Here is a 21,596-nt window from a genome sequence, read left to right as displayed (position 1 = left end):
GTAGATACCGAGCGTGCGTCACAGGGAGGGTTCTCATGACTGATTCGCTCAGCCCTTTGCTATTTGATCGTTTTCTCGCACAGATGGATGCTGTGTTAGGAGATCAGACGCCGATCACCAAGACCTTTGTCGAGGGCCTGAGAGCTCGGCAGGCTCATGCATCATCTGGGGGCCCGGGCGTCACCGTCGAGACGCTTGTGGCAGATCTCGTATCAGTGTTGAGCGGAATCGAGATGCGTCTGAAAGCTCTCGAAGAAGCCGCAGAGGGGGATCTGGGCGATAGATAAATCTGACGTTCGTGCAGTGCGGACAGGGGTGCCCACGCACGTGCACCCCATAATTACAACTACACAGTTTGTCTCGTTGGCAAGGCTTCTCCGTTGCCCCGGTGGCGAGGCTTCTTCGCCCATCTGATGCCGACCCGACTCAGCACAGCGCAGCGCAGCATGGCGCAGCATGGCGCAGCGGCATGCTACTTCTGCGCGACGATCGTGGTGTCCAGCTCAGCATCGGCAGCTTCAGCAGCATCGAGCGTTTCGACGTACACGTTCTTGAGCTTCGCTCCGTCATCGACGAACGGCCCGGTGCGGTAGTCGTAGAACGCGAGGCTCGGCAGCATCCGGTCATCTGAGGTGAGGATCGCGTTGTGGAAGTCGCCGTTCGCAGCCCGCAGCTCCGCGAAGATCTCGGAGGCGAGCGCCGCAGCATCCACGTCCTTCGTGCTCTCGCCCTCCGCGAGCTGTAGCGCGATATGCAGCTGACGGTCTCCGTTCTCATCTTCAAACGAGATCAGACGGTGGTTTTCTACGATGCGCAGCAGCAGCTCGTGCGCGTTGATGACGTCGCGCAGCGAATCGGGTCCGATGACGGCCCCGTTGAAGTCGATCGAGAGATCGCTGCGCCCGTAGTGGAACAGCAGCGGCAGGTCGAGCTGTCGGCGCTTCAGCAGGTGTGAAAGGCCCCGCTCGCGCAACACCGGCTCAAGATCTTTCATGCGCAGAACGTGACCGCGGTCGTGAATGTTGTAGCGGATACGCGGGTTGATGTTCTCCGCACGCGCGATCGTGACGATGAGTTCACCCTCTGCATTCGTCTCGATGAGGTAGTTGAACGGGTTGAACTGGAAGATCATCGGCAGCACGCCGTACTCGTCGCGCTTGCTGATGCGCCGTGCCAGCTCCGGGTCTGCCACGAGGGCGCGTCGCAGTTCGACGGTGAAGTCCGACTCGAGGGCGATGTTGATCTCGAGGTCGCTCGCGCCGTAACTGCCGTACGCGGAGTGCGCGACGGTGAGGATGTGATCGCGCATGCTTTCACTGATGCCCTCACCGCCGAACGCGGCGACGATGTCGTAGTCGGCCCAGTTGATGCTGGTGTCGTCGAAGAGCGATTTGAGGAACGGCGGGTAGCTCAGAATGACGTATGTGTAACGCGGCCCGAATTCGAGCATCGTCTGGATGATCTTGCTCTTGTCCGGCCCGATCGATTTGATCATGCTCACATCAGTCAGCGACGTGGTCACGTTCATGCCCGTTGCCCAGGCGCCCAGCGAGAACGCGTTGAGAACGAAGGGCGGGTTGGCCAGAGCGGATGCTGTATTCGAGTAGCCGAGCTGCAGAATCTGCCGCGTCGCCTGCCGTTCGCGCGGACCGCGCACCCAGCTTGTCGGGGTGCCCGAACTTCCGCTCGATTCGTCGACGATGACACCGTGGCGTGGGAGGCGCCCGCCGACACAGCGCTGTTCGATGGACCAGCGACGGATGTAGGAGTCCTTGTCCATGACCGGGACGGTCTCGAATGCCTGCGCTAGCCCGCGGCTGACGTCGAGGTGCCGAGGGAACCGACGTTCGGCGAGAAACTTCTTGTAGGCAGGCACGCGTCGTGCGGCCTGCTCGAATGTGCGCCAGGCGCGCAGGCGCCCAAGCTTCCACCGCAGGTTCTCGATTCCGGGAGCCCACAGGATGCGGTGGGTGCTGACGCGCGGCATGAGGAGGCGGACGACGCCTTCCAGCATCCCGAGCAGAGTGAAGATTGCTCGTCGTTTCAGCGCGTTTCTCACGAAGCATCCCTTCCGGTCACGATCATGTGTTCTGGTGCTCGTCGGTGTGCGAATGGTGGTGTCTGGCTGTAGCCGAAGCGAAACAGCATCCACGCCATGCGCCCGTCTCCTTCGTTCGCACCGACGATATCGGCGAACTGCTGGTGCGAGCGCGGGTTCGTGATGACGGTTCCGAAGGGGTGCAGCACGACACCGTGCCTGTGCAATTCGAGCCACACGCGCATGAAGGTGCGCCCGGCCTCGATGTAGTCCGCGGGGCCGTCGAAGGGCCCTTCGAGCCAGCCCAGCTGGCGGACGCCGCGCATGGTGTTCAGGTACACCCGTTTGATCAGCGGGCCGATCACAGGGGCTTCCCAGAGCTCGCGCTTACCCATCGCAACGCGAAGGATCGGGCCGGGCAGCAGCATCGTCTCGGCGGAGAGGCCGTCTGCGCGGTCTGCGGCCTCTCGGCGTGAGAAGCGCAGCCATTCCATGATTTCTCCGTGGACGGCATCGTTCTGCAGGTCGTCGAAGAGCGTCGCCTGGTTGACGTGGATGATCTTCTTCACACGCTTCGGGTCTGCCGTAGAGCGGAATTCGAAGCCGGCGTCCTCGCTGATGCGGATGACATCGCTCAGGATGCTGTCGGGCACGAGTTCGCGTGAGTAGGGGCGCCTGGATGTACGGCGGGTGCGAAACCGCTCGAGTTCGATCTGCGCTTCGACCTGTTCGTCCGCGGTGAGGGTTACGGGCACCAGTTCGACGTCGGCGAAGCGGTGCAGCCGGTCAGTGGCGTCGAAGTCCATGTCGGCGAGATCTAGGTCTTCGGTCACGTCGTATCCGTGCGCACGGGCGACGACCGAGAGCGATTCGAGGAAGACGCCGGCACAGACGTGGGCAAACGGGATGCCGAACGATTCGGCGGGCAGACCCAGGTCAAGGTCGTAGTACAGCGTCGCTGTGTGTTCCCCCGTCGGGCGCAGTTTGATGGGTTGAGAGTTGTGGGGGCTCGGGTATCGATGGGCGTCCGCCACAATCGCTCGCCAGAGGCTGCTGTGCTCTTCGCTCATGACTGTGAGCCTATGACTTTGGCGCGATTTCGGGCAGGGAGACGGGTACCCATCCCCGGTCACTGAGTCGCTCAGTCACACGGTAGCTCTGACTCTGAGACGCTCGATGCGGGCCCATCACTGAGCGCTCCCCCAGTTGCTGTGAGGCAGAGTGCATCTCTTGTGCGGGGAATACTTCGCGTGCTCACGGCGTCGATGCGGCGCCTCAACGACACAGTTCAGTGTCTCGACTCAGTTCAGTGACTCAACTCAGTTCAGCTACTCGACTCAACTCAACTCAACGACATGGCACACAGTTGCGTTCTATTCCTCGCGAACCTCGCCGCGTGTGACCGAGTACGTCGCACCGGTGGGTGAGGTCCAGAGGATGCTGCCGTCAGGCCGAGATTCGGATCGCCATCGCGTGGAGTGCTTCACCGAATGATGTCGACGGCAGAGCGGAATGAGGTTGTCGAGAGTGCTTCGTCCCCCGTCTTCCCAGGCGACGATGTGGTCGATATCGCAACGGTGGGCGGGAACATCGCAACCGGGAAACCCGCAGGTGACATCACGTGTGCGGATCAGGCGTTTCACTTGTTCGCTCAACCGGTATTTGTTCGGATCGATCGCGACAGTTGACCCGTCCACGGGGCTGGTGAGAACCCGATGGAAGCTGGAGGCTCGCAGCATCAACTCGGATGCGGACTCCCAGTCCAAGGGACCGTACCCGTTCAGTTTGGCCGGCTCATCGCTCTGACCGAGCAGTGTCGCGGCGGGAACCGTGATCACCACGCCGGGGCGCAGTGCCGCCAACTGAGCTGCCGTCAGGCCAGCATCCTGCTGCCCATCGCCACGCGAGGTGAAGCCCACCGTATCGGCTGTGCCTGCGGCAACCCCCGCGGAGGTGCCCTCTCCTGAGACGTCGTTCGACGACGCGCCATTCGTTGACGGGTCTGTCGTGCACATCGTCGTCGGGTCTGCGGGTTGTTCGGCCGGGGTCGCTGACCGGCTGATGTCGGCCGCGGGCTCAGCGTCGGACGCCACAGCTGCTTCAGCTTCAGCTTCAGCTTCAGCTTCAGCTTCAGACTCACGATAAGCCTCCGGTACACCGGCGGAACCGAGACCTTTGGCACTGGAACGGCGAGTATCGCTGGAGCTGCCAGTGGTGCTGGAGCTGCCGTCTCCGGTGCCCGGATCGACTGCCAGGTCTTGCCCGAAGGCACCGATACGGAGGGTCTCCATGCCGAGCTGCGACATCAGTGCCTCCGCGACGATGTCGGCACCGAGCTGTGTCAGGGTACGGTTCTCGCCTGAGGTCTCGTTCTTGCGTCGTTTCGCCAGGGCGCGCACCTGATCCTCGATCGAGAGAACGATCTCGGCCGAGTGATGGAGGGTCACGCCGGCCATCCCGTCCGCAGCCTCGAAAACCTCGACCTGACGCTCCGCGAAAGCGTTCTTCTTCCGTGTCTCGATCGACTCCGGATGCAGCTTTTCACGCGTCTTGCGCGCTGTTGACTGAAACCGAGACGGTGTCTGCGTCCGCGCCCGCGCGACGACCGCCGCGTCGAATCCCGCCCGCGCTTCCGCGGGCAGCTCCCAGGCTTGGCGCACAGCGCTGCGCACGTGCTGCTGCGATACCCACCCCAAACGCCACGCATCTGCGAGTTCGGGAAGATCATTGAGGACCGTCTTCGACTCCTCGATCAGATTCGTCGCCGAGCGGTCAGAAACGTGAAGACGTGTTGCCACCTCGGATGAATATGCCCGGCGCAGAGCCTCATCGCCGTCAAACCTCGGGCTGCCACTGTCGACGACAATCATGTCCCGCTGGTTCCGGAAGGCGATACGCCCTGCCTCGATCTTCTCTGCCACTACTGCCTGCTGCGCCAGCAACCGGTCATACTCTCGTTCCAGATCTTCCATCGCCAGAACGGCAGCATCGTTCGACTCCTCAATCGGGGCATGCATCTCATCTTCGAGATACAGGTAATCGTGAAGCGTGAAAAACGGCCGCAGAGCAACCTCGCCCTGGCCTTCATCGCCCATCGGGATCGGCCCCTTTCGACCCTCACACGAGCTCTCGTCAAACATGACTCAAGTGTAACAAGTATCGAAGTTTTGTTCTAGTATTTTTTCGCAATTCATGCGTATTTTTCTGCCATACAGGGGCGGGATCCGGCGCGGGCCGGATCCCGCGAATTCCCACCTGAGTGGCATGCCGGACACACCCGACGAATCAGGCAATCAGGCAGTCGGGTGGCCGGCCGCAGTCAGACAATGCGGAGGCCAGATTCAGGCACGCGAAGACTCGGGTCCGACATGCACGAGACGCGCCACGAACACCATAGCCGTTCCGACCGCTGACTCGCGTGCCGCTTTGAGGCAATCATCGAATGCTAGTTCTAGAATGAGTGCTGTCAAAGACGACAGATGCACCATCACGAAGGCGCGAGGATCAGCGCGATAGCCAGCATCCCAGCATCCGGTGCCTCCGCGTCCGGCGACACGTCAGAGCTTTTCGATCGGAGCGATCTTGATCAGCAGCTTCTTCGCACCCGCCGTGTCGAACTGCACATGGGCGACGCGCTTCGTGCCCGCACCCGTCACGTTCTGCACGCGGCCTTCGCCGAAGTCGGAATGCCGGATGCGGTCACCCGCCACGAGTTCCAGGTCACCGTTGTCGCGCACCATGTTCGTGACCTTGTTCGGCCACTCCTTCTTCTCGGCGCGAGGGAGCGCTCGAGCATCCGTCCCTGATCCGCCCGCGGACCCTGCACCCCAACGACGCGCGTTGAGCGCCCGCGACTGCGTACCGCCACGCGAGTTGACAGAACCGGGCGACTGCCGCCACTCGATGAGTTCAGCCGGGATCTCCTGCAGGTAGCGGCTCGGCATCGCCACAGCAGTCTCCCCGTACTGCGCACGCGTCATCGCCAGCGACAGGAATAGACGCTTGCGGGCACGCGTGATGCCGACGTAGAACAGGCGCCGCTCCTCAGAGGGTCCGCCCGGTTCGTTCGCCGACATGCGATGCGGCAGCAGGTCTTCTTCGACGCCGGTCAAGAACACGGTGTCGTACTCGAGCCCCTTCGCCGTGTGCAGCGTCATGAGCGAGACGGTGCCGCTGGCATCGTCGAGATCGTCAGCCGCTGCCACGAGCGAAACTTCGGTCAGAAAATCAATGAGCGTGCCGTCTGGATTGTTGCGCTCGAACTCTTTCGTCACGGCAACGAGTTCGTCAATGTTCTCGGCTCGCGCTTCGTCTTGCGGGTCGCGGCTCATCCGCAGAGAATCGATCAGCCCGCTCTTTTGCATCAGCGTGGTGAGTACTTCGCTCACCTTCCCCTGGTCGGCGAGCGCTGACGCTTCGTCGAGCACAGCAGACACGTCGCTGATGGCGCGCGTCACCTTGGGGCCAAAGCCCAGAGTGGATGCTTCGCGCAGGGCGTCCCTCAGCGTGGTCTCGGCATTCTCGGCGAAGCTCGCGAGCTGCGTCACGGTGGCCGGTCCGATACCGCGCTTCGGCGTGTTGATGATGCGTCGCACAGCCAGTTCGTCAGCGGGGTTCATCACGGCGGTGAGGTAGGCGAAGGCGTCTTTGATCTCGGCGCGCTCGTAGAACTTCGTGCCGCCCATGATCTTGTACGGCAGCGCCGAGCGCACGAAGATTTCTTCCAGAGCACGCGTCTGCGCGTTCGTGCGGTAGAAGACCGCGATGTCGCCGTACGCGACGCCGTCTGAGTGCAGCTTCTCGATCTCGTCTGCCACGAACTGGGCCTCGTCGTGACCGGAGTAACCGGTGAAGCCGATGATCTTCTCGCCGTCGCCGATGTCGGTCCACAGCTTCTTGTCTTTGCGATCGAAGTTGTTCGCGATGACGGCGTTCGCGGCCGAGAGGATGTTCTGGGTCGATCGGTAGTTCTGCTCGAGCAGAATCACCGTGGCTCCGGTGAAGTCCCGCTCGAACTCCACGATGTTGCGAATGTCTGCCCCGCGGAACGCGTAGATCGACTGGTCGGAGTCACCCACGACGGTGAGCGACGCCCCCTCGTCCGTGCCCGGGAGGAATCCGTCGGCCTCCGGGGCACGCGTGAACTCGCGAATGAGCGCATACTGCGCGTGGTTGGTGTCTTGGTACTCGTCGACGAGCACGTGCCGGAACTTCTTCTGGTACCGCGCCGCCACCTGCGGGAATGCCCGGAAGAGGTACACAGTCTGCGCGATGAGGTCGTCGAAGTCGAACGCGCTCGCACGCAGCAGCTCGCGCTGGTAGTCGCGGAAGATCTCGACGAAGGCGACCTCGTTCGGGTCAGACATATTCGCGTTGCGCGCGTAGCTGTCAGCATCCGCCAGCTCATTCTTGAGCTTCGAGATTTTGGCCGCCGCGTTCGCGGGGGTGAAGCCGTACATGTCGGCATCGTTTCGCTTGATGATGCGCTTGAGCAGCACGCGCGAGTCTGACGAATCGTAGATTGTGAAGTTCTTGCTGAGCCCGAGGTTCTCGGCCTCGCGCCGCAGAATCCGCACGCAGGCCGAGTGGAACGTCGAGATCCACATGCCCTCGGTCCGGCCACCCAACAGCTCCTCGACGCGCTCACGCATCTCGGCCGCCGCTTTGTTCGTGAACGTGATAGCGAGAATCTGACTCGGCCACGCCTCACGGTTTTCGATGAGTGCCGCGATGCGGTGTGTGAGCACACGCGTCTTTCCCGAGCCGGCGCCCGCGACAATCAGCAGCGCCTTGCCGCGGTATTCGACGGCCTGGCGCTGTTGCGGGTTGAGACCGTCGAGAAGATGACCGGATGCTGTCTGGCCGCCACCCGGGATGCCGCTGGTCGGCCAGTCAACGATCACCGGTGTCGCGGAGTCGCTCGTGATCTGGTCGCTGCCGTGTGCATCAGAAGTAGGGGTGCCCGTCATGTCCCCTCAAGTCTAAGCCGTGCCGCTGACAGCACGCCTCTCGAGTGCGAGGTCGGGATGATCGGCGAACACGCCGTCGATACGCGTCGAGAGGATTTCGTCGAACTCGCGTTGCCACGCCCCGAACGCACGGCGCTCGCCTGGCTCACGATGGCGCGCGTCAAGAAACGCATTCTCCGGGCGCAGCGTCCACGTGAAGACGCCGAGTTCACGCCGATGCGCCCGCGCAACGAGGTCACCGACGCTGCTGCCCAGGCGCGTCCAGGGAAGCAGGTACGACTTGTCGACGCTGATGCCGTCGACCGTGGCTGCGAGCGCTTCGAGGCCGGCTTCCGTCAGATCGTCGGCGTAGGCACGGGCTGCCGACCCGTCGCGCGCCACGCGGTCGGCGGGTGCGCCAGATTTCTCCACGAGGAACACATATCGCGCGTCGACACCGCGTTCTCTGAGTCGCCCAAGCAGATCCGGCTCGAAGCTCTCGATGACCAGACCTGTGCCCGAAGACCAGTCTGTCGTGCCGAGCTCGCGCGCGAGCAGCACGTCGAGCGGCAGCCCGATTGAGGCGAAGTGCGTCGCGTGCTTCACCTCGACGACGAGCCCCACGCGTCGGCCCGAGACTTTCTCGTGCTCACGCAGCAGGTCAAGCAGATCGGTGAATCGCAGCATCCGCTCTGTACCGTCGTATGCAGCGCTGCCCGGCCGCAACTCGGGAATCCTCTCGCGCACTCGCAGCGTCTGCAGTTCGTCCCATGTGAAGTCCTCGGTGAACCAGCCTGCGACCTCGACGCCGTCGATGATCATGCGTCTGCGCCGATCAGCGAATTCCGGATGCTGCGCCACATCGGTCGTGCCACCGATCTCATTCTCGTGGCGCACGACGAGCACCCCGTCGCGCGTCGCCACGACGTCGGGCTCGACGGCATCGACACCGAGCTCGAACGCGAGACGGTAGCCCGACGCCGAATGCTCGGGGCGGTAGCCGGGGGCACCGCGGTGCCCGATCACGAGTGCTGACATATGGCAAGGCTACGTGCCGCAGCATCCGCGTGTGCCCCACACGCTGGCACGGGCGCCGCAAGCTGAGGATTCCCCGGGGGTCACTGCGGGAACATAGGCGAGTCCGATAGCGTTAATGACAGTATTCCAACCCCCGACGAGAGAGTAGGGATCACGCCTCATGGCCATCAACAACCCGGCATTCCGCAACGCCGGATTCCAGCGCGGCGGCGGCGCCGCGACGCAGCAGCCGAACATGACGGCCGAGCAGTTGCAGCAGATGTACGATCAGCCCGCAGCCACGGCGGCGCAGACTGACCGGATGACGGTCGAGGACACCCTCGGCAAGTCGGTCATCGCCTTTGGCATTCTGCTCGTGGGCGCGGCAATTGGCTGGTTCGTTCCGGCCCTCGCGATCCCGGCCGCGATCATCGGATTCGTGCTCGCTCTCGTCAACATCTTCAAGAAGGAGCCGTCGGCTCCGCTCGTGCTCGCCTACTCGGCAGTGCAGGGCGTCTTCGTTGGCGGAATCTCCGGCATCTTCGAGACCATCTACCCGGGCATCGTGAGCCAGGCGCTCATCGGAACCGTCGCCGTGTTCGGCGTCACGTTCGCGCTGTTCGCCAGCGGCAAGGTGCGTGCGTCGAAGAAGGCGACGAAGGTCTTCATGATCGCGATGATCAGTTACGCGGCGTTCTCGATCGTAAACATCATTCTCATGGTGACCGGCGTGAACGACGACCCGTGGGGTATGCGCGGTGCTGAGATCATGGGCATCCCGTTCGGGCTGATCCTCGGCGTTCTCGTCGTGATCATGGCCGCGTACTCGCTCGTTCTCGACTTCGACTTCATCAAGCGCGGCTCTGAGAACGGCCTTCCGCGCAAGTTCGGCTGGACGGGCGTCTTCGGCGTCGTCATGACGGTCGTGTGGCTGTACCTCGAGATCCTCCGCATGATCGCGATCGCACGCGACTAGCGCATCGTCAGTTCAGAAGGGGGCTCGCGTCGGCGGGCCCCCTTCGTCATGCTCGACCGTGATCTGTGTCACCACGCGCCCGTACGGGACAATGAAGAGGTGACCTCGCACAGCCACCACTTCGACGTGGATCGCATCGGTGCAGGGCTGGTTGTGACGCAGGCGGCACGCGCGCTCACGGATGCCTGTGAGACGGGTTCCGTGGTCGTCACGGCTCCGCCCGGAACCGGTAAGACAACAGTCGTGCCACCTCTCGTCGCCAATCTGACGCGCGGCACAGGACGCGTCATTGTCACTCAGCCACGGCGGGTCGCTGTTCGCGCCGCGGCTCGCCGGATCGCCGAGCTCGACGGCTCTTCGCTCGGCGGCCCCGTCGGCTTCACCGTGCGTGGTGAGCGGCGCGTCTCCGACTCGACCCGTATCGAAATCGTCACCCCCGGCGTTCTCCTGCGACGATTGCTGAACGACCCCGGACTCGACGGCGTCCACGCGGTCATTCTCGACGAAGTGCACGAGCGCTCTCTCGACGGCGACCTGCTGCTCGGCATCCTGTCCGAAGTGCGCACCCTGCGCGCGGATCTCACACTCGTCGCGATGTCGGCCACCCTCGATGCCGCGGCCGTCGCCGACCTCATGGATGCCCGCATCGTCGACGTGCCCTCGGCACTCCACCCGCTGAGCGTGGAATACCGTCCGCCCCGCGCGCCGCGTCTTGACACCCGCGGGGTGACGCGGGAATTCCTCGACCACCTCGCCGGCACCACTCTCGACGCACAGCGCACGGAGGGCTGCGACGCGCTCGTCTTCGTACCGACAGCGCGCGATGTCGAGGGGCTGGTGCAGCGGCTGCGCTCGCGCGAACAGGCGACAGCTGTCGAGGTGCTTCCCCTGCACGGACGCCTGGCTCCACGTGAGCAGGACCGCGCAACGGCCGGGCGGCAGCATCCCACTGACCCGCCCCGCATCGTCGTGAGTACGTCTCTGGCCGAGAGCTCGCTCACGGTTCCCGGTGTCAGGCTTGTGGTGGATGCCGGGCTGTCGCGCGAGCCGCGCCGCGATCAGGCCCGCGGGATGTCGGGGCTCGTCACCGTCAGCTGCTCGCGTGCGAGCGCCGACCAGCGTGCTGGCCGTGCGGCACGGCAGGGCCCCGGTCGCGTGGTGCGTGCCTACAGCGAGGCCGACTTCGCCGCGTTTCGCCCCGAGGCGGACCCGGAGATCCTGGCCGCCGACCTCACCGATGCCGCGCTCACGCTGGCCGCCTGGGGTACGCCGGAGGGGCGCGGGCTTCCGCTTCTCACTTCGCCTCCTGCGGAGTCGCTTCGGCAGGCAGTCGCGACGCTCAGCGCCCTCGAGCTGATCGATGACGACGGCCGCCCCACGGCGCTCGGAGCACGCATCGCCCTCGTGCCGCTCGGCGCCCGAGAGGCTCGCGCGCTGCTCGTCGCCACCGGTCGGGTCGTCGACGAGAACATTGCGGTCTCGCACGTCGACCCCCGCGAAGCCGCATCGGTCATCGCCGCGATCTCGGGCGACGCGCGTGAGCCCGGTGCCGACCTCGACGCCCTCGTGCGCTCGCTGCGGCGCGGCGAGCACCGCGGTACGGCACGGTGGCGTGCTGAGGCAGAACGGCTCACCCGAACCGTCGAGAGGATGCCGGCGTCACACGGTTCCGACACCCCACGGCCCCACACAGATCTGCGGAACGCCACGGGGCTCATCGCCGCACTCTCGAGACCCGACTGGATCGCCCGACGCACAGCGCCCGATTCTCGCAGCTACTTTCTCGCCAGTGGCACCCGCGCCGCTCTTCCTGAGGGGTCGGCACTCACCGGGAGCGAATGGATCGCCGTGTGCGATGTGCAGCGCGCCGACGGCCGTGCCGCCGATGGAACAGGGGCTGTCATCCGGCTTGCCGCGGCTCTGCACGACGACGATGCCCTGCGCATCGGCCACGTGATGGACGCACGGCAGATCAGCGTGGAGAACGGGCGCCCCCGCGCACGCCTCGAACGTCGTGTCGGTGCGGTCCTCGTGTCGTCAACGCCCGTGGCTCCGCGTCCGGACGAGATCGCGGCGGCTCTCACCTCGCATCTCACTGCTGAGGGCATCGGCATCCTGCCGTGGTCGGCCGAGGCCTCCTCGTTGCGTCGCCGCCTTGCGCTCGTGCACCGCGAGCTCGGCGCCCCATGGCCCGATGTCACCGACGCCGCTCTCGTTGAGCGACTCGACGATTGGCTCGGGCCTGACCTGAACGCGATTTCCCCGGCCGCAGCATCCCTGTCTGATGTTGATGTCGCTTCGGCGCTACGCCGCCTGCTGCCCTGGCCCCAGGCTCGCCGCCTCGACGAACTCGCACCCGAACGCCTCACCGTGCCGTCCGGGTCGCGCGTGCGCATCGACTACCCCGAGGATGCCGCCGGGCGTCCGGTTGTCGCGGTGAAGCTGCAGGAGGTCTTCGGGCTTGCCGATACTCCACGACTCATCGACGGCCGTGTCGCCGTGCAGTTTCATCTGCTCTCGCCCGCACGCCGCCCCCTTGCCGTGACGGACGACCTCGCCTCGTTCTGGAACGGCCCGTACCAGGACGTCCGCCGTGAAATGCGCGGCCGCTACCCGAAGCATCCCTGGCCGGAAGACCCGTGGTCGGCCCCCGCGACGGCGCGCACGCGGCGACGCGCGACGTGACGCCGCGCCCCATCGCTTCGTCAGTGGCGACCCGGTGGCTCGCCCGAAGCAGGCCCACTACCTGCCCGGGCATCACTTCTCGGCGGTCTTCAGGATGTCACTCGTGAAGCCGTGCACACGCTCCAGGAGCCTCGTGGCCCGGGTTTCGACAAGGCCGGGCTGCAGCGGCTGCGACGGCGTAATGCGAATCAACAGTGAGCACGCGAGGTCTTCGCACAGGTACGTGCCGATCGTGTTGCCGTTCAGGCCGGCTTCCCCCGCTCGCGGAGCAGAGAACATGCGCACCTGCGTCGCCGGCTGCGTCGACCGGCAGAATGAGCACATGGCGGCGATCCCGTTTCTGAGGGTTCCGGATGCTGCCCTCACGACGATCCCCACCGGTCGATCTCCCGCCCAATGCACGATGTAGCCGAGCCGCGCCGCCTGGGGATCGCGCCAGCCAAGGAACTCCCGTTCATTCCATATTGTCTCGTGCAGCCCCGGAAGCGGCAGTCGCTCCAATTGCTCGGGCGTCGCGTTCACAAACGAGGAGCGGATGTCGTCAGCAGTCAGCGGCCTCATTCCAGCATCCTGCCGCTGATTGCCTCCGTGTTCAAGTGTTCAGTGATTACGGGCAGGGAACCGCATTCCGACGCCCAGCCGTCGACGCTGTCAGCGGGTATGATCCTTGACAGCCGGGACAGAGTGCTGGCGGGTCTGACGTCAGGAGCACGGTGAATAGTAGCGAACTGGTCGTGCTCGCGCTTGAGTTCGCCTCGTGGCTCGGCTTCGGCGTCTGCCTGATCGTCGCCGTCATTGCATTGATCGCCCGATTCGCGACGCGCGGGTGGCACAGTGCGCGGGGCATCGTCGACGATGACGAGACGGTCATTCGCTGGTTCCGCGCGAGCGGCTCAGAACCGGGCACGGCTGAGCTGGGCCCCGAGCACCGTGCCTGGCTCGATGGACGCCGGGAGGCGGAGATCTTCTACCGCGACAGGCACCCCGAGAGGATTCGATTCGAGCGTCCTCGATCGCACGCACGCGCCCTGACGTGGATCGCACTGGGGTTTCTTTTGCTGGGCGTCGGGACGAGCATCGCCCAGCTCGTGATCCTCGAGATCACCGGCTGAGCGGCAGCGTCACTCCCACTCGATGGTCCCCGGCGGCTTCGACGTCACATCGAGCACAACCCGGTTGACCTCCTGCACCTCATTCGTGATGCGGTTCGAGATGCGCGCCAGAACGTCGTACGGAACACGCGTCCAATCGGCGGTCATCGCGTCTTCGCTCGAGACGGGACGCAGGACGATCGGGTGCCCGTATGTGCGACCGTCGCCCTGAACACCGACCGAGCGCACATCCGCGAGCAGCACGACGGGGCACTGCCAGATCTCACTGTCGAGACCCGCAGCGGTGAGCTCCTCGCGCACAATGGCGTCGGCTCGGCGCAGCACGTCGAGACGCTCGGCCGTGACCTCGCCGATGATGCGGATGCCGAGGCCCGGCCCGGGGAAGGGCTGTCTGCTCACGATCGCGTCGGGGATTCCGAGCTCGCGGCCAATCGCCCGCACCTCGTCTTTGAACAGTGCGCGCAGCGGCTCGATCAGATCGAAGTCGAGGTCATCGGGCAGCCCGCCGACGTTGTGGTGACTCTTGATGTTGGCCGTGCCGGTTCCGCCGCCTGACTCGACGACGTCCGGATACAGCGTGCCCTGCACGAGGAACTTGATGGGGGCGTCGCCGGTCGCCTTGGCTTCCTCGACAAGCTCCCGCTGCACCTTCTCGAACGCACGAATGAACTCGCGCCCGATGATCTTGCGCTTCTGCTCCGGGTCGCTCACGCCCTCCAGGTGCCCAAGGAAGGTGTCCGCGGCATCCACGGTCACCAGGCGAACACCGGTGGACTCGACGTAATCCTTCTCGACCTGCTCACGCTCGCCCTGTCGCAGCAGGCCATGGTCGACGAATACGGCAGTGAGCTGGTCGCCGATCGCCTCGTGCACGAGGGCCGTCGACACAGCGGAGTCGACTCCGCCCGAGAGCGCCGAGATCACGCGAGCGTCGCCGACCTCGGCACGGATGCGCGCCACTTGCTCGGCGATCACGTTGCCCGAGTTCCAGTCGGCGGGGATGCCGGCAGCCGTGTGCAAGAAGTTCTCGAGAACGTTCTGCCCGAACGCGGAATGCTTCACCTCGGGATGCCACTGCACCCCGTACAGGCACCGCTCGTCACTGGCGAACGCCGCAACGGGCGTGGATGCTGTCGACGCGAGCACGTCGAACCCGGCAGGAGCCTCTGAGACCGAGTCTCCGTGGCTCATCCACACGGTCTGGTCGGCGGGCTGACCGGCGAGCAGTGTGCCGCCGTCACCGCTGAGAACAGCATCCGTCGACCCGTACTCGCGCTTGCCTGTGTGCGCGACGGTCCCACCGAGGGCGCGCGCCATCACCTGGAATCCGTAGCAGATGCCGAGTGTCGGGATGCCGAGGTCGAAGATCTCGCCGTCGAAGCCCGGGGCGCCGTCAGCGTAGACGCTTGAGGGCCCACCCGAGAGGATCATGCCGACGGGGTCGAGGCGGCGCACCTCGGCCGCGGTGATCGTATGGGGAACGATCTCTGAATACACGCCGGCCTCGCGGACGCGACGCGCGATCAGCTGCGCGTACTGTGCCCCGAAGTCGACGACGAGAACCGGCCGCTGGGCCGTGGTCTGCTCGCTAATGGGTGGCCTCCTGGTCTGTGGCATCACGGTTCTGGGTGTCACGATTCTGGGTGTCACGAGATGCGTTGTCGCGGTCGTGGCGCTCGGCGAGGTACGCACGCACGCGCTTCGCCATTCTCGCTTCGACGATGAACGAGAGGAAGGGCACGACGCCGCCCAGGGCGATTAAGACGAACGTCGTCAGCGGCCAGCGCATCAGGCTCCATAAGCGGAAGTCCGCGAACAGGTAGACGACATAGAACCAGCCGTGCACGACGAGCACGCCGATCGACAGGTTGATCGCCGCGACGCTGCCGCTCGGCACGAGGGCGAGGAACCCGTACGCACCGCCGAGTTCGAGCTCGACACCGAACGCGTATTTGCCGAGCATCTCGAGGCACAGTGCCAAAAGCAGCACACCGGTGATGATCGAGGCCACCTGATACAACTTCAGGGCTCCCGGAATCTTGGGGAGATCAGCGGCGCGAGGTTCAAGAGCCATGGTGTTAGTTTACTTTCTCATTCGATGTGCCATCCGCCTGGGCGAGCTCGCGCTCTTCGATATCGCGCTCCCAGGCATCCCTCACGATGCGGAACCAGAGGAACACAGCGAATCCCGCGAACACGACCCATTCGATCGCGTAGAAGATGTTCAGCCAGTTGATCTCGACCTCCTGCTCGGGCGGAGGCGATGAGATGGTCTCGAGGCCCTCGGGCGCCGCGTCAGAGACGACGTATGCCTCGTAGACATCTACGTCGTCCATCTCGTGCCACACGTTGACGAACCTGGCGGGGGCCATCTTCGTGAATTCGAATGGCGCGTCTTCGTCGAGCTCGGGGAATTGCGCCGAAAGCACACGGCCGGTGACGGATGCTTCAGCACGCTGCGCGTCGTTGAGGCGCTCGGCGACAGCATCCGCTGTCTCACGCGTTGGCGTCCAGCCGAGCCCCACGGCGAGCGCGGCGCCCTCATCTGTCACGAGGTGCCCGGCGACCCAGTACCCGGACTCACCCTCGTTGAGCCGGTCGCTGATCACGAGGTAGTCGCCCGGAACGAATTCGCCGTGCACGCTTACCTTCTGGCCGACGCGCTCGGTGCGCAGCAGGCTGCCGGGCTCGACGGTGTCGGTCAGCGGTCTGACGGTCTCGGTCGGCGCGCTCTCTTGCGTCGGCGCTGCGCGGTAGGCCCGTTCCAGCTGCCACTTCCCGAGGAATGCGAAAGCCGCGGCGATCGCGAGCGCCAACACGAGAAGCGCGATCCAGCGCGGCATGATCATCGTGCGGAACAGTGTGCGCGGCTGATCCGAGACGCGTGGGGAAATGGTGCTCACTCTTTCGACTGGCTCGCGTGGTCCGCGAGAGGGAACCATGTCGAGCTTAGCTCGGGACCGCTGTGGGCACGCTGTGCCCGGACTCGTGGGCGGCGAGGTAGCGAAGGCCCTCGTCGATGCTCACGCTCGGCGTCCACCGCAGCTCGCGACGGGTGTCACGCTGGTCGAACCAGTGCGACGTCGACAGCTGCTCGGCGAGGAACCGCGTCATGGGCGGCTCATCCCGACCGGGCCGGATGCTCCACAGGTGCTCGATCGCGCTTCCGGCCACCGTGGCGAGGCCCGCGGGAATGCTGAAGCGGGGCGCGGGAACGCCCGCCGCAGCGCAGATGCCAGCCATCAGCTCGGCGACGGGTCGTGGCTCGCCGTTGGTGATCACGTAGCGGCGCCCGGCCACCTGCTCCGCGCTTTCGAACGCGGCCACGATGCCGCTCGCCGCGTTGTCGATGTATGTCGTGTCGATGAGCGCCGTTCCGTCGTTCAAAAGGGGAAGCGTTCCGCGGCGGGCACGGTCGACGATGCGCGCGATCAGCTGGGTGTCGCCCGGCCCCCACACGAGGTGCGGGCGGACCGCTACGACGCTCAGCGACCCGCTGTTCCGCGCGAGCGCCAGCAGTTCGCCCTCGGCTTTCGTGCGCGCATAGTCTCCTCGCGCGTGGTCAGGGTCGGCGGGCTCGGCGCCGACGCCAGCGAGCGAGGAGCCGGTGTGCGCGACGGACGGCGATGAGACCTGGACGACACGGCGGACTCCCGCACGTTCGGCAGCGTCGAGAAGCGTCCGGGTGCCGCCCACGTTGACGCGCCAGAAGTCATCGCGATCCCCCGCGAGCGACACTTTCGCGGCGAGATGCACAACGCCGTCAGCCCCGGCAACCGCCGCCTCGACGACGTCACGTTCGGTGACGGAACCGCGCACGTCGTGCACGCCATCAATTGTCGACGGACTGCGCTGCAGCGTGCGGACCTCGTGGCCGGCGTCGCGCAGCAGGACGGCGACGGCCCGCCCCAGCAGACCGCTCGCTCCGGTGACAACGACGATCACGGTGCCACCAGCCGTTCGCCTGACAGCATCCGCTCGGCCCACACCGACAGCCGCGAACGATCGATCTTCGAATTGTGGCGGATGTCTGTCGGGAGCCGCTGCACCTCGAACACGGCGGCCAGCGGCAGAGCCGTGCTGGCACGCAGGCGCGCGGCGAGTCCGGGCTCGACGAACCGCGGCCTGCGGGTGCCGTCCATCGTTTCGATGACCGCGACGGCCTGGCGCAGACCCTCCGGGCCGATGCCGACGACAGCGGCACGCCGCACCTCGGCGACGCGCTCGAGGTCCTGTTCCGGACCGACGGGTGCGACGGGTCCCTCGGCCGTGACGATGACGTGCTGCAGGCGCCCTTCCACCCACAGACGACCCTCGGCATCGAGGTGGCCAATGTCTCCCGTGCGATGCCAGCGTCCGTTTTCGGGCACGTCACGGGTCGCGCGACGATCGGTGAGCCAGAGCCGGTCGTACTTCTGCTTCAGGTGCGGCGCCGAGACGAGGATCTCGCCTAAAACGCCGGGGGCATCGGATGCTGTTCCCGCGGCGTTCCCGGCGGAATCCAGCGCGCTGATGAGCACACGATTGCCGCCCATGGGTGTGCCGACACAGACACCGCGGTCTGCGGCATCCTGCACCTCACTGATGCCCTCACGCGTGATGTCCGTGACGAGCAGACACTCGGTCATGCCGTACGGCGTGTGCGCTGTCGCGTTCGGCATGAGTTCTGCGGCGGCGCTCAGCAGCCGTTCGCTGATGGGGGCGCCGGTCGAGAGGAACGTACGCACGGTCGCGAGCGCTGCGCGGTCATCGTCAGACAGCTCGCCCGAGGTGGCGACGACGTTGAGAATGGATGCTGGTGAGAGAAACACGATGCGCGCGTTCGAGGCCCGCACCGCGGCGGCGACGGCTTGTGCGGTGAGCGTGCGCGGCGAGCTGATGTTCATGGCGGGCGTCACCGAGCGGGTGCCGAGCGCCGGGCCCAGAAGGGCGAACGGCGCGAACCCGGTGACGAGTCCCGTCTCGGGCGTCACCGCGAAGTGCCCGGCGATGGTGTCGCGCATGGCCGAGAGCTGGGCGTGCGTGTAGACGACCCCTTTTGCGGGGCCCGTCGACCCTGAGGTGAACAGCACGGCGGCCTCGGCGTCGGCGCTCGGCTCGGCAGGAAGCCGTGTGTCTCTGCCCCGGGCTGCCAGGTCGCCCAACGTGTGTGCCACGCCGAGGGCGGCTGCGACGGGACGCGGCAGCGCGGCGGTGGAAATGCGTCGCCCCGGCCACCCGAGCAGACGGGCGGCGCTCAGTGCACGGGCGTCGCCAATCAGAATGTCGGGGCGTGCTCCCGCAATCGCACGGCTGAGCCCGCGGACTCCGAGCCCGGCATCGGCAACGACCACGACCGCACCGATGCGCAGGCACGCGTAGATCACCGCGGTGAGCGTCGGGCCCGGCTGCACGAGCAACGACACCCGGTCACCTGGACGCACTCCGATACTGTGGAGCCCTGCCGCCAGCTGCCGCACACGAGTCGACAACTGAGCCCAGCTGACCCGGAGCGGCTCCCCGGGAGCGGTCATGTCGGTGACGGCGAGACTCGGGTCATCGCTGTGGGCGTCGAGCTGGTTCCACAGCGGCACGAAGCGTGCCCGCGCGGCATCGGCGGCAGCATCCGGATTCTCGGCCGTGGTGGCCGCGCCGTCACTGTACCCGGCCGTGTCAGCGTGCTCGGCGACGGCAGCGTGCTCGGCTTCAGCAGCGTGCTTGGCTTGGTCTGCGCGCTGAACCTCGTCGACGTGCTCGGTCACCCAGTCGAGCACCGCCGGGGCGTACGGCGCGTCTTCGGCGAGCAGGTGACCCGCGCCTTCGAACCGGTGCACGTGTGCGTGCGGGAGTCGCTCGATGAGATCGGCGAGGTAGCGGTCGCTGAAGATCGGGTCCCTGGGACCCCACAGCAGAAGAGCGGGAACCGTGAGCTGCGACACGCCGTCGGCGACCGCCTCGAGGGCAGCGTGGCTCTCGTGTCGGGTGTCGACGGGGATGTCTCGCACGAAGCCCTCGATTCCGGAGCGCCGGTCAGCTGTCAGGTACGGCTCGCGATACGCCGCGGCAACGGCGGCGGACAACCGGGGATGAGCGAGCGAGAGCGTGACGTCGAGGAACGCGTTGGTCTGCGCCGTCGCGGTGGCGAGGACGCCTCGGGCGCGGGCGAGGCGCAGCGGAGCGGGCACGGGGGCGTCGCCCGGCTGATGCACTGCCGTGTTGAGAAGTGCGACGCCAGCCAACAGCTCCGGATGCCGGGTGGCCCAGCCCAGCGAAATCACACCGCCCCAGTCGTGCCCCAGTGTCACGACGGAGCCCGTGAGGCCGAGGGCTTCGGTGAACGCCGATAGATCGGTGATGCGCTGCGAGAGCGTGCGGTGCCGCCCGGTACGCTCCGAAAAGCCCATCTCGAGCTGGTCGACGGCAACGACGCGCCACGGCCGATCACCGCCGGACTGCGCCACGATCTGTCGCCACAGATATGACCAGGTGGGGTTGCCGTGGACGGCGAGGATCGTTCCGCGAGGTGTGACTCCGCGGTCGGCCAGTTCGTCGGCGTTGTCCAGGTAGTGCCAGGTGCGCACGGCCCCCTCGTCGATGCCGCGACCAGGGACGTCGATGAGATGGCTGGAGGCGAGGTCGAGACCGGGCAGCCCGCTCGGGGGCAGAGATGCGGCACGCGCGGCGACGTGCTCCTGAGCGGAGGGGGAACTCACCACGCCAGTTCCATCATGGCCGTGTTGAGGCCCGAGCCGACGCCCATGAGCAGCACGCGGTCACCGCGCACGAGGGACTTCTTCTCTTCGGCAAGGGTGATGGGGATCGAGGCCGGCCCCACGTTGCCGAGCCAGGGGAAGGTGATGGGGACGCGACGACGATCGAGTTTCGCAGTCTTCACGATGGCGTTCGTGTGCACTTCAGAGACCTGGTGGGTGATGTAGCGGTCCATCGCGCCCCAGTTCCATTCTTTCGCCGCATCTTTCCACGCTGAGACCACCAGATCGAGGCCGCCCTTCAACAGGGCCTTCGCGTCGGTGAACATGCCGTCGGTGCTGCCCACGCAGAGTTCGTGGAACTGCGTCGCAGCGCGTGTCACACCGCCGAGGATGCGGTGGCCGTTGGGGTGTTCGTCTGCGGGGCCGATCACCGCGGCCGCCGAGCCGGAGCCGAGTGTCAGCGAGGCGAACTCGCTCATGAAGCCGTCACGGCCAACGTCGTTGCGCAGCAGACGAGTGACCGTGTTGTTCTGGATCTCATCAGCATCCTCACCGTTCACGATGAGCGCGTAGCGGATCTGCCCCGCATCGATCATGCCGGCCGCGAGGCTCGTGCCGCTGACGAAGCCGAGACAGGCGTTGGCGATATCGAAGTTGATGGCAGAGCTCGGCAGCCCGAGTCCGTGGTGCAGGCGCACGGCCACGGAGGGCTCCAGGTGCTTGCGCGTGACGGAGGTATTGACGATGAGCCCAATATCGGATGCCGCGACGCCGGCCTCATCCAGCGCGCGACGCCCCGCGGCCACCGTCGCGTCGTCAGAGTTCTCGCCGTCGGCCCAGTTGCGGCGCTCCGTCACACCGGCGACGCGCTCGAGCAGGCTGTCGGGGAGGCGAAGTCGCTTGAGTGCGGAGGCCAGGCGCAACTCGATATCAGCCGAGGTCGTCACCCGCGATGGAAGCTCGCTCGCCACAGAGAGCAGAGAGGCATTGTTGAATCGGGTTGTCGCGTTGCCGCTCACATGTCCTCCGTCTCGCGGGGATCGAACCCGCCGAAAGGGCCAGTTTATCCGCGTTATCCGCGCACTCACTGAGTGAGCACCGGGCCTGTCCCTCCCGGCGGCTCAGATC

Annotated in this window: 16 protein-coding genes; 4 read left to right on the top strand and 12 right to left on the bottom strand. The window is 65.8% G+C overall.

Going from position 1 to position 21,596, the window contains the following annotated elements; all coding sequences use genetic code 11:
* The first annotated feature begins 35 nt into the window (after positions 1-35).
* A complete protein-coding gene (locus OK352_RS05170) occupies positions 36-287 on the top strand; it encodes a hypothetical protein (protein WP_265140384.1) in 252 nt (83 codons plus the stop codon).
* A 185-nt stretch (positions 288-472) separates the two neighbouring features.
* Here the strand turns inward: OK352_RS05170 and OK352_RS05165 are convergent, their stop codons facing one another.
* The 5 genes from OK352_RS05165 to OK352_RS05145 all read right to left on the bottom strand — a co-directional run bounded on the left by OK352_RS05165 (position 473) and on the right by OK352_RS05145 (position 9,024).
* Entirely contained in the window at positions 473-2,059 is a 1,587-nt protein-coding gene (locus tag OK352_RS05165) for a phenylacetate--CoA ligase family protein (RefSeq protein WP_265140383.1), read from the bottom strand.
* Positions 2,056-3,108, bottom strand: a complete 1,053-nt coding sequence (locus tag OK352_RS05160; RefSeq protein WP_265140382.1) for a hypothetical protein — start codon at positions 3,106-3,108, stop codon at positions 2,056-2,058. Before OK352_RS05160 ends, OK352_RS05165 begins: the two co-directional genes overlap by 4 nt.
* A gap of 303 nt (positions 3,109-3,411) precedes the next feature.
* Positions 3,412-5,178: an HNH endonuclease signature motif containing protein gene (locus OK352_RS05155; RefSeq protein ID WP_265140381.1), complete on the bottom strand. Its 1,767-nt coding sequence runs from the start codon at positions 5,176-5,178 to the stop codon at positions 3,412-3,414.
* Between the two features lie 417 nt (positions 5,179-5,595).
* Entirely contained in the window at positions 5,596-8,007 is a 2,412-nt protein-coding gene (locus OK352_RS05150; RefSeq protein WP_265140380.1) for an ATP-dependent helicase, read from the bottom strand.
* A 12-nt stretch (positions 8,008-8,019) separates the two neighbouring features.
* Positions 8,020-9,024: a glycerophosphodiester phosphodiesterase family protein gene (locus OK352_RS05145; RefSeq protein WP_265140379.1), complete on the bottom strand. Its 1,005-nt coding sequence runs from the start codon at positions 9,022-9,024 to the stop codon at positions 8,020-8,022.
* 160 nt (positions 9,025-9,184) lie between these two features.
* Between OK352_RS05145 and OK352_RS05140 the strand changes: the two genes are divergently transcribed.
* Positions 9,185-9,979 (top strand): Bax inhibitor-1/YccA family protein, encoded by a 795-nt coding sequence (locus OK352_RS05140; protein ID WP_265140378.1) that lies wholly within the window; start codon positions 9,185-9,187, stop codon positions 9,977-9,979.
* Positions 9,980-10,078: 99 nt separating this feature from the next.
* Positions 10,079-12,664, top strand: a complete 2,586-nt coding sequence (gene hrpB / locus OK352_RS05135) for an ATP-dependent helicase HrpB (RefSeq protein ID WP_265140377.1) — start codon at positions 10,079-10,081, stop codon at positions 12,662-12,664.
* A 72-nt stretch (positions 12,665-12,736) separates the two neighbouring features.
* On the opposite strand, the gene OK352_RS05130 is transcribed toward hrpB, so the two are convergent.
* The gene (locus tag OK352_RS05130; RefSeq protein WP_265140376.1) at positions 12,737-13,225 is read right to left on the bottom strand and encodes an FBP domain-containing protein; all 489 of its coding nucleotides are present in this window, start codon (positions 13,223-13,225) and stop codon (positions 12,737-12,739) included.
* A 152-nt stretch (positions 13,226-13,377) separates the two neighbouring features.
* Between OK352_RS05130 and OK352_RS05125 the strand changes: the two genes are divergently transcribed.
* On the top strand, positions 13,378-13,776 hold the full coding sequence (locus OK352_RS05125) for a hypothetical protein (RefSeq protein ID WP_265140375.1): 399 nt from the start codon (positions 13,378-13,380) through the stop codon (positions 13,774-13,776).
* Between the two features lie 9 nt (positions 13,777-13,785).
* Here the strand turns inward: OK352_RS05125 and guaA are convergent, their stop codons facing one another.
* The 6 genes from guaA to OK352_RS05095 are packed head-to-tail and all read right to left on the bottom strand — an operon-like array spanning position 13,786 to position 21,487.
* Positions 13,786-15,393 carry a glutamine-hydrolyzing GMP synthase gene (gene guaA / locus OK352_RS05120; protein ID WP_265140374.1) on the bottom strand — a complete coding sequence of 536 codons (1,608 nt, stop codon included), beginning with the start codon at positions 15,391-15,393 and terminating at the stop codon, positions 13,786-13,788.
* Positions 15,365-15,850 (bottom strand): DUF3817 domain-containing protein, encoded by a 486-nt coding sequence (locus OK352_RS05115; RefSeq protein ID WP_265140372.1) that lies wholly within the window; start codon positions 15,848-15,850, stop codon positions 15,365-15,367. The genes guaA and OK352_RS05115 overlap by 29 nt, the downstream gene beginning before the upstream one ends.
* A gap of 4 nt (positions 15,851-15,854) precedes the next feature.
* Positions 15,855-16,679, bottom strand: coding sequence for an SURF1 family protein (locus tag OK352_RS05110; protein WP_265140371.1), 825 nt, complete (start codon positions 16,677-16,679; stop codon positions 15,855-15,857).
* Between the two features lie 46 nt (positions 16,680-16,725).
* On the bottom strand, positions 16,726-17,721 hold the full coding sequence (locus OK352_RS05105) for an NAD-dependent epimerase/dehydratase family protein (RefSeq protein ID WP_265140370.1): 996 nt from the start codon (positions 17,719-17,721) through the stop codon (positions 16,726-16,728).
* The gene (locus OK352_RS05100) at positions 17,718-20,471 is read right to left on the bottom strand and encodes an alpha/beta fold hydrolase (protein ID WP_265140369.1); all 2,754 of its coding nucleotides are present in this window, start codon (positions 20,469-20,471) and stop codon (positions 17,718-17,720) included. The genes OK352_RS05105 and OK352_RS05100 overlap by 4 nt, the downstream gene beginning before the upstream one ends.
* Positions 20,465-21,487 carry a 3-oxoacyl-ACP synthase III gene (locus OK352_RS05095; protein WP_265140368.1) on the bottom strand — a complete coding sequence of 341 codons (1,023 nt, stop codon included), beginning with the start codon at positions 21,485-21,487 and terminating at the stop codon, positions 20,465-20,467. Before OK352_RS05095 ends, OK352_RS05100 begins: the two co-directional genes overlap by 7 nt.
* Between the last annotated feature and the right edge of the window lie 109 nt (positions 21,488-21,596).

Origin of the sequence: Microbacterium sp. MPKO10 (assembly GCF_026107415.2) — a bacterium.
Taxonomy (GTDB): domain Bacteria; phylum Actinomycetota; class Actinomycetes; order Actinomycetales; family Microbacteriaceae; genus Paramicrobacterium.
This window is presented reverse-complemented; position numbering and strand designations above follow the sequence as displayed.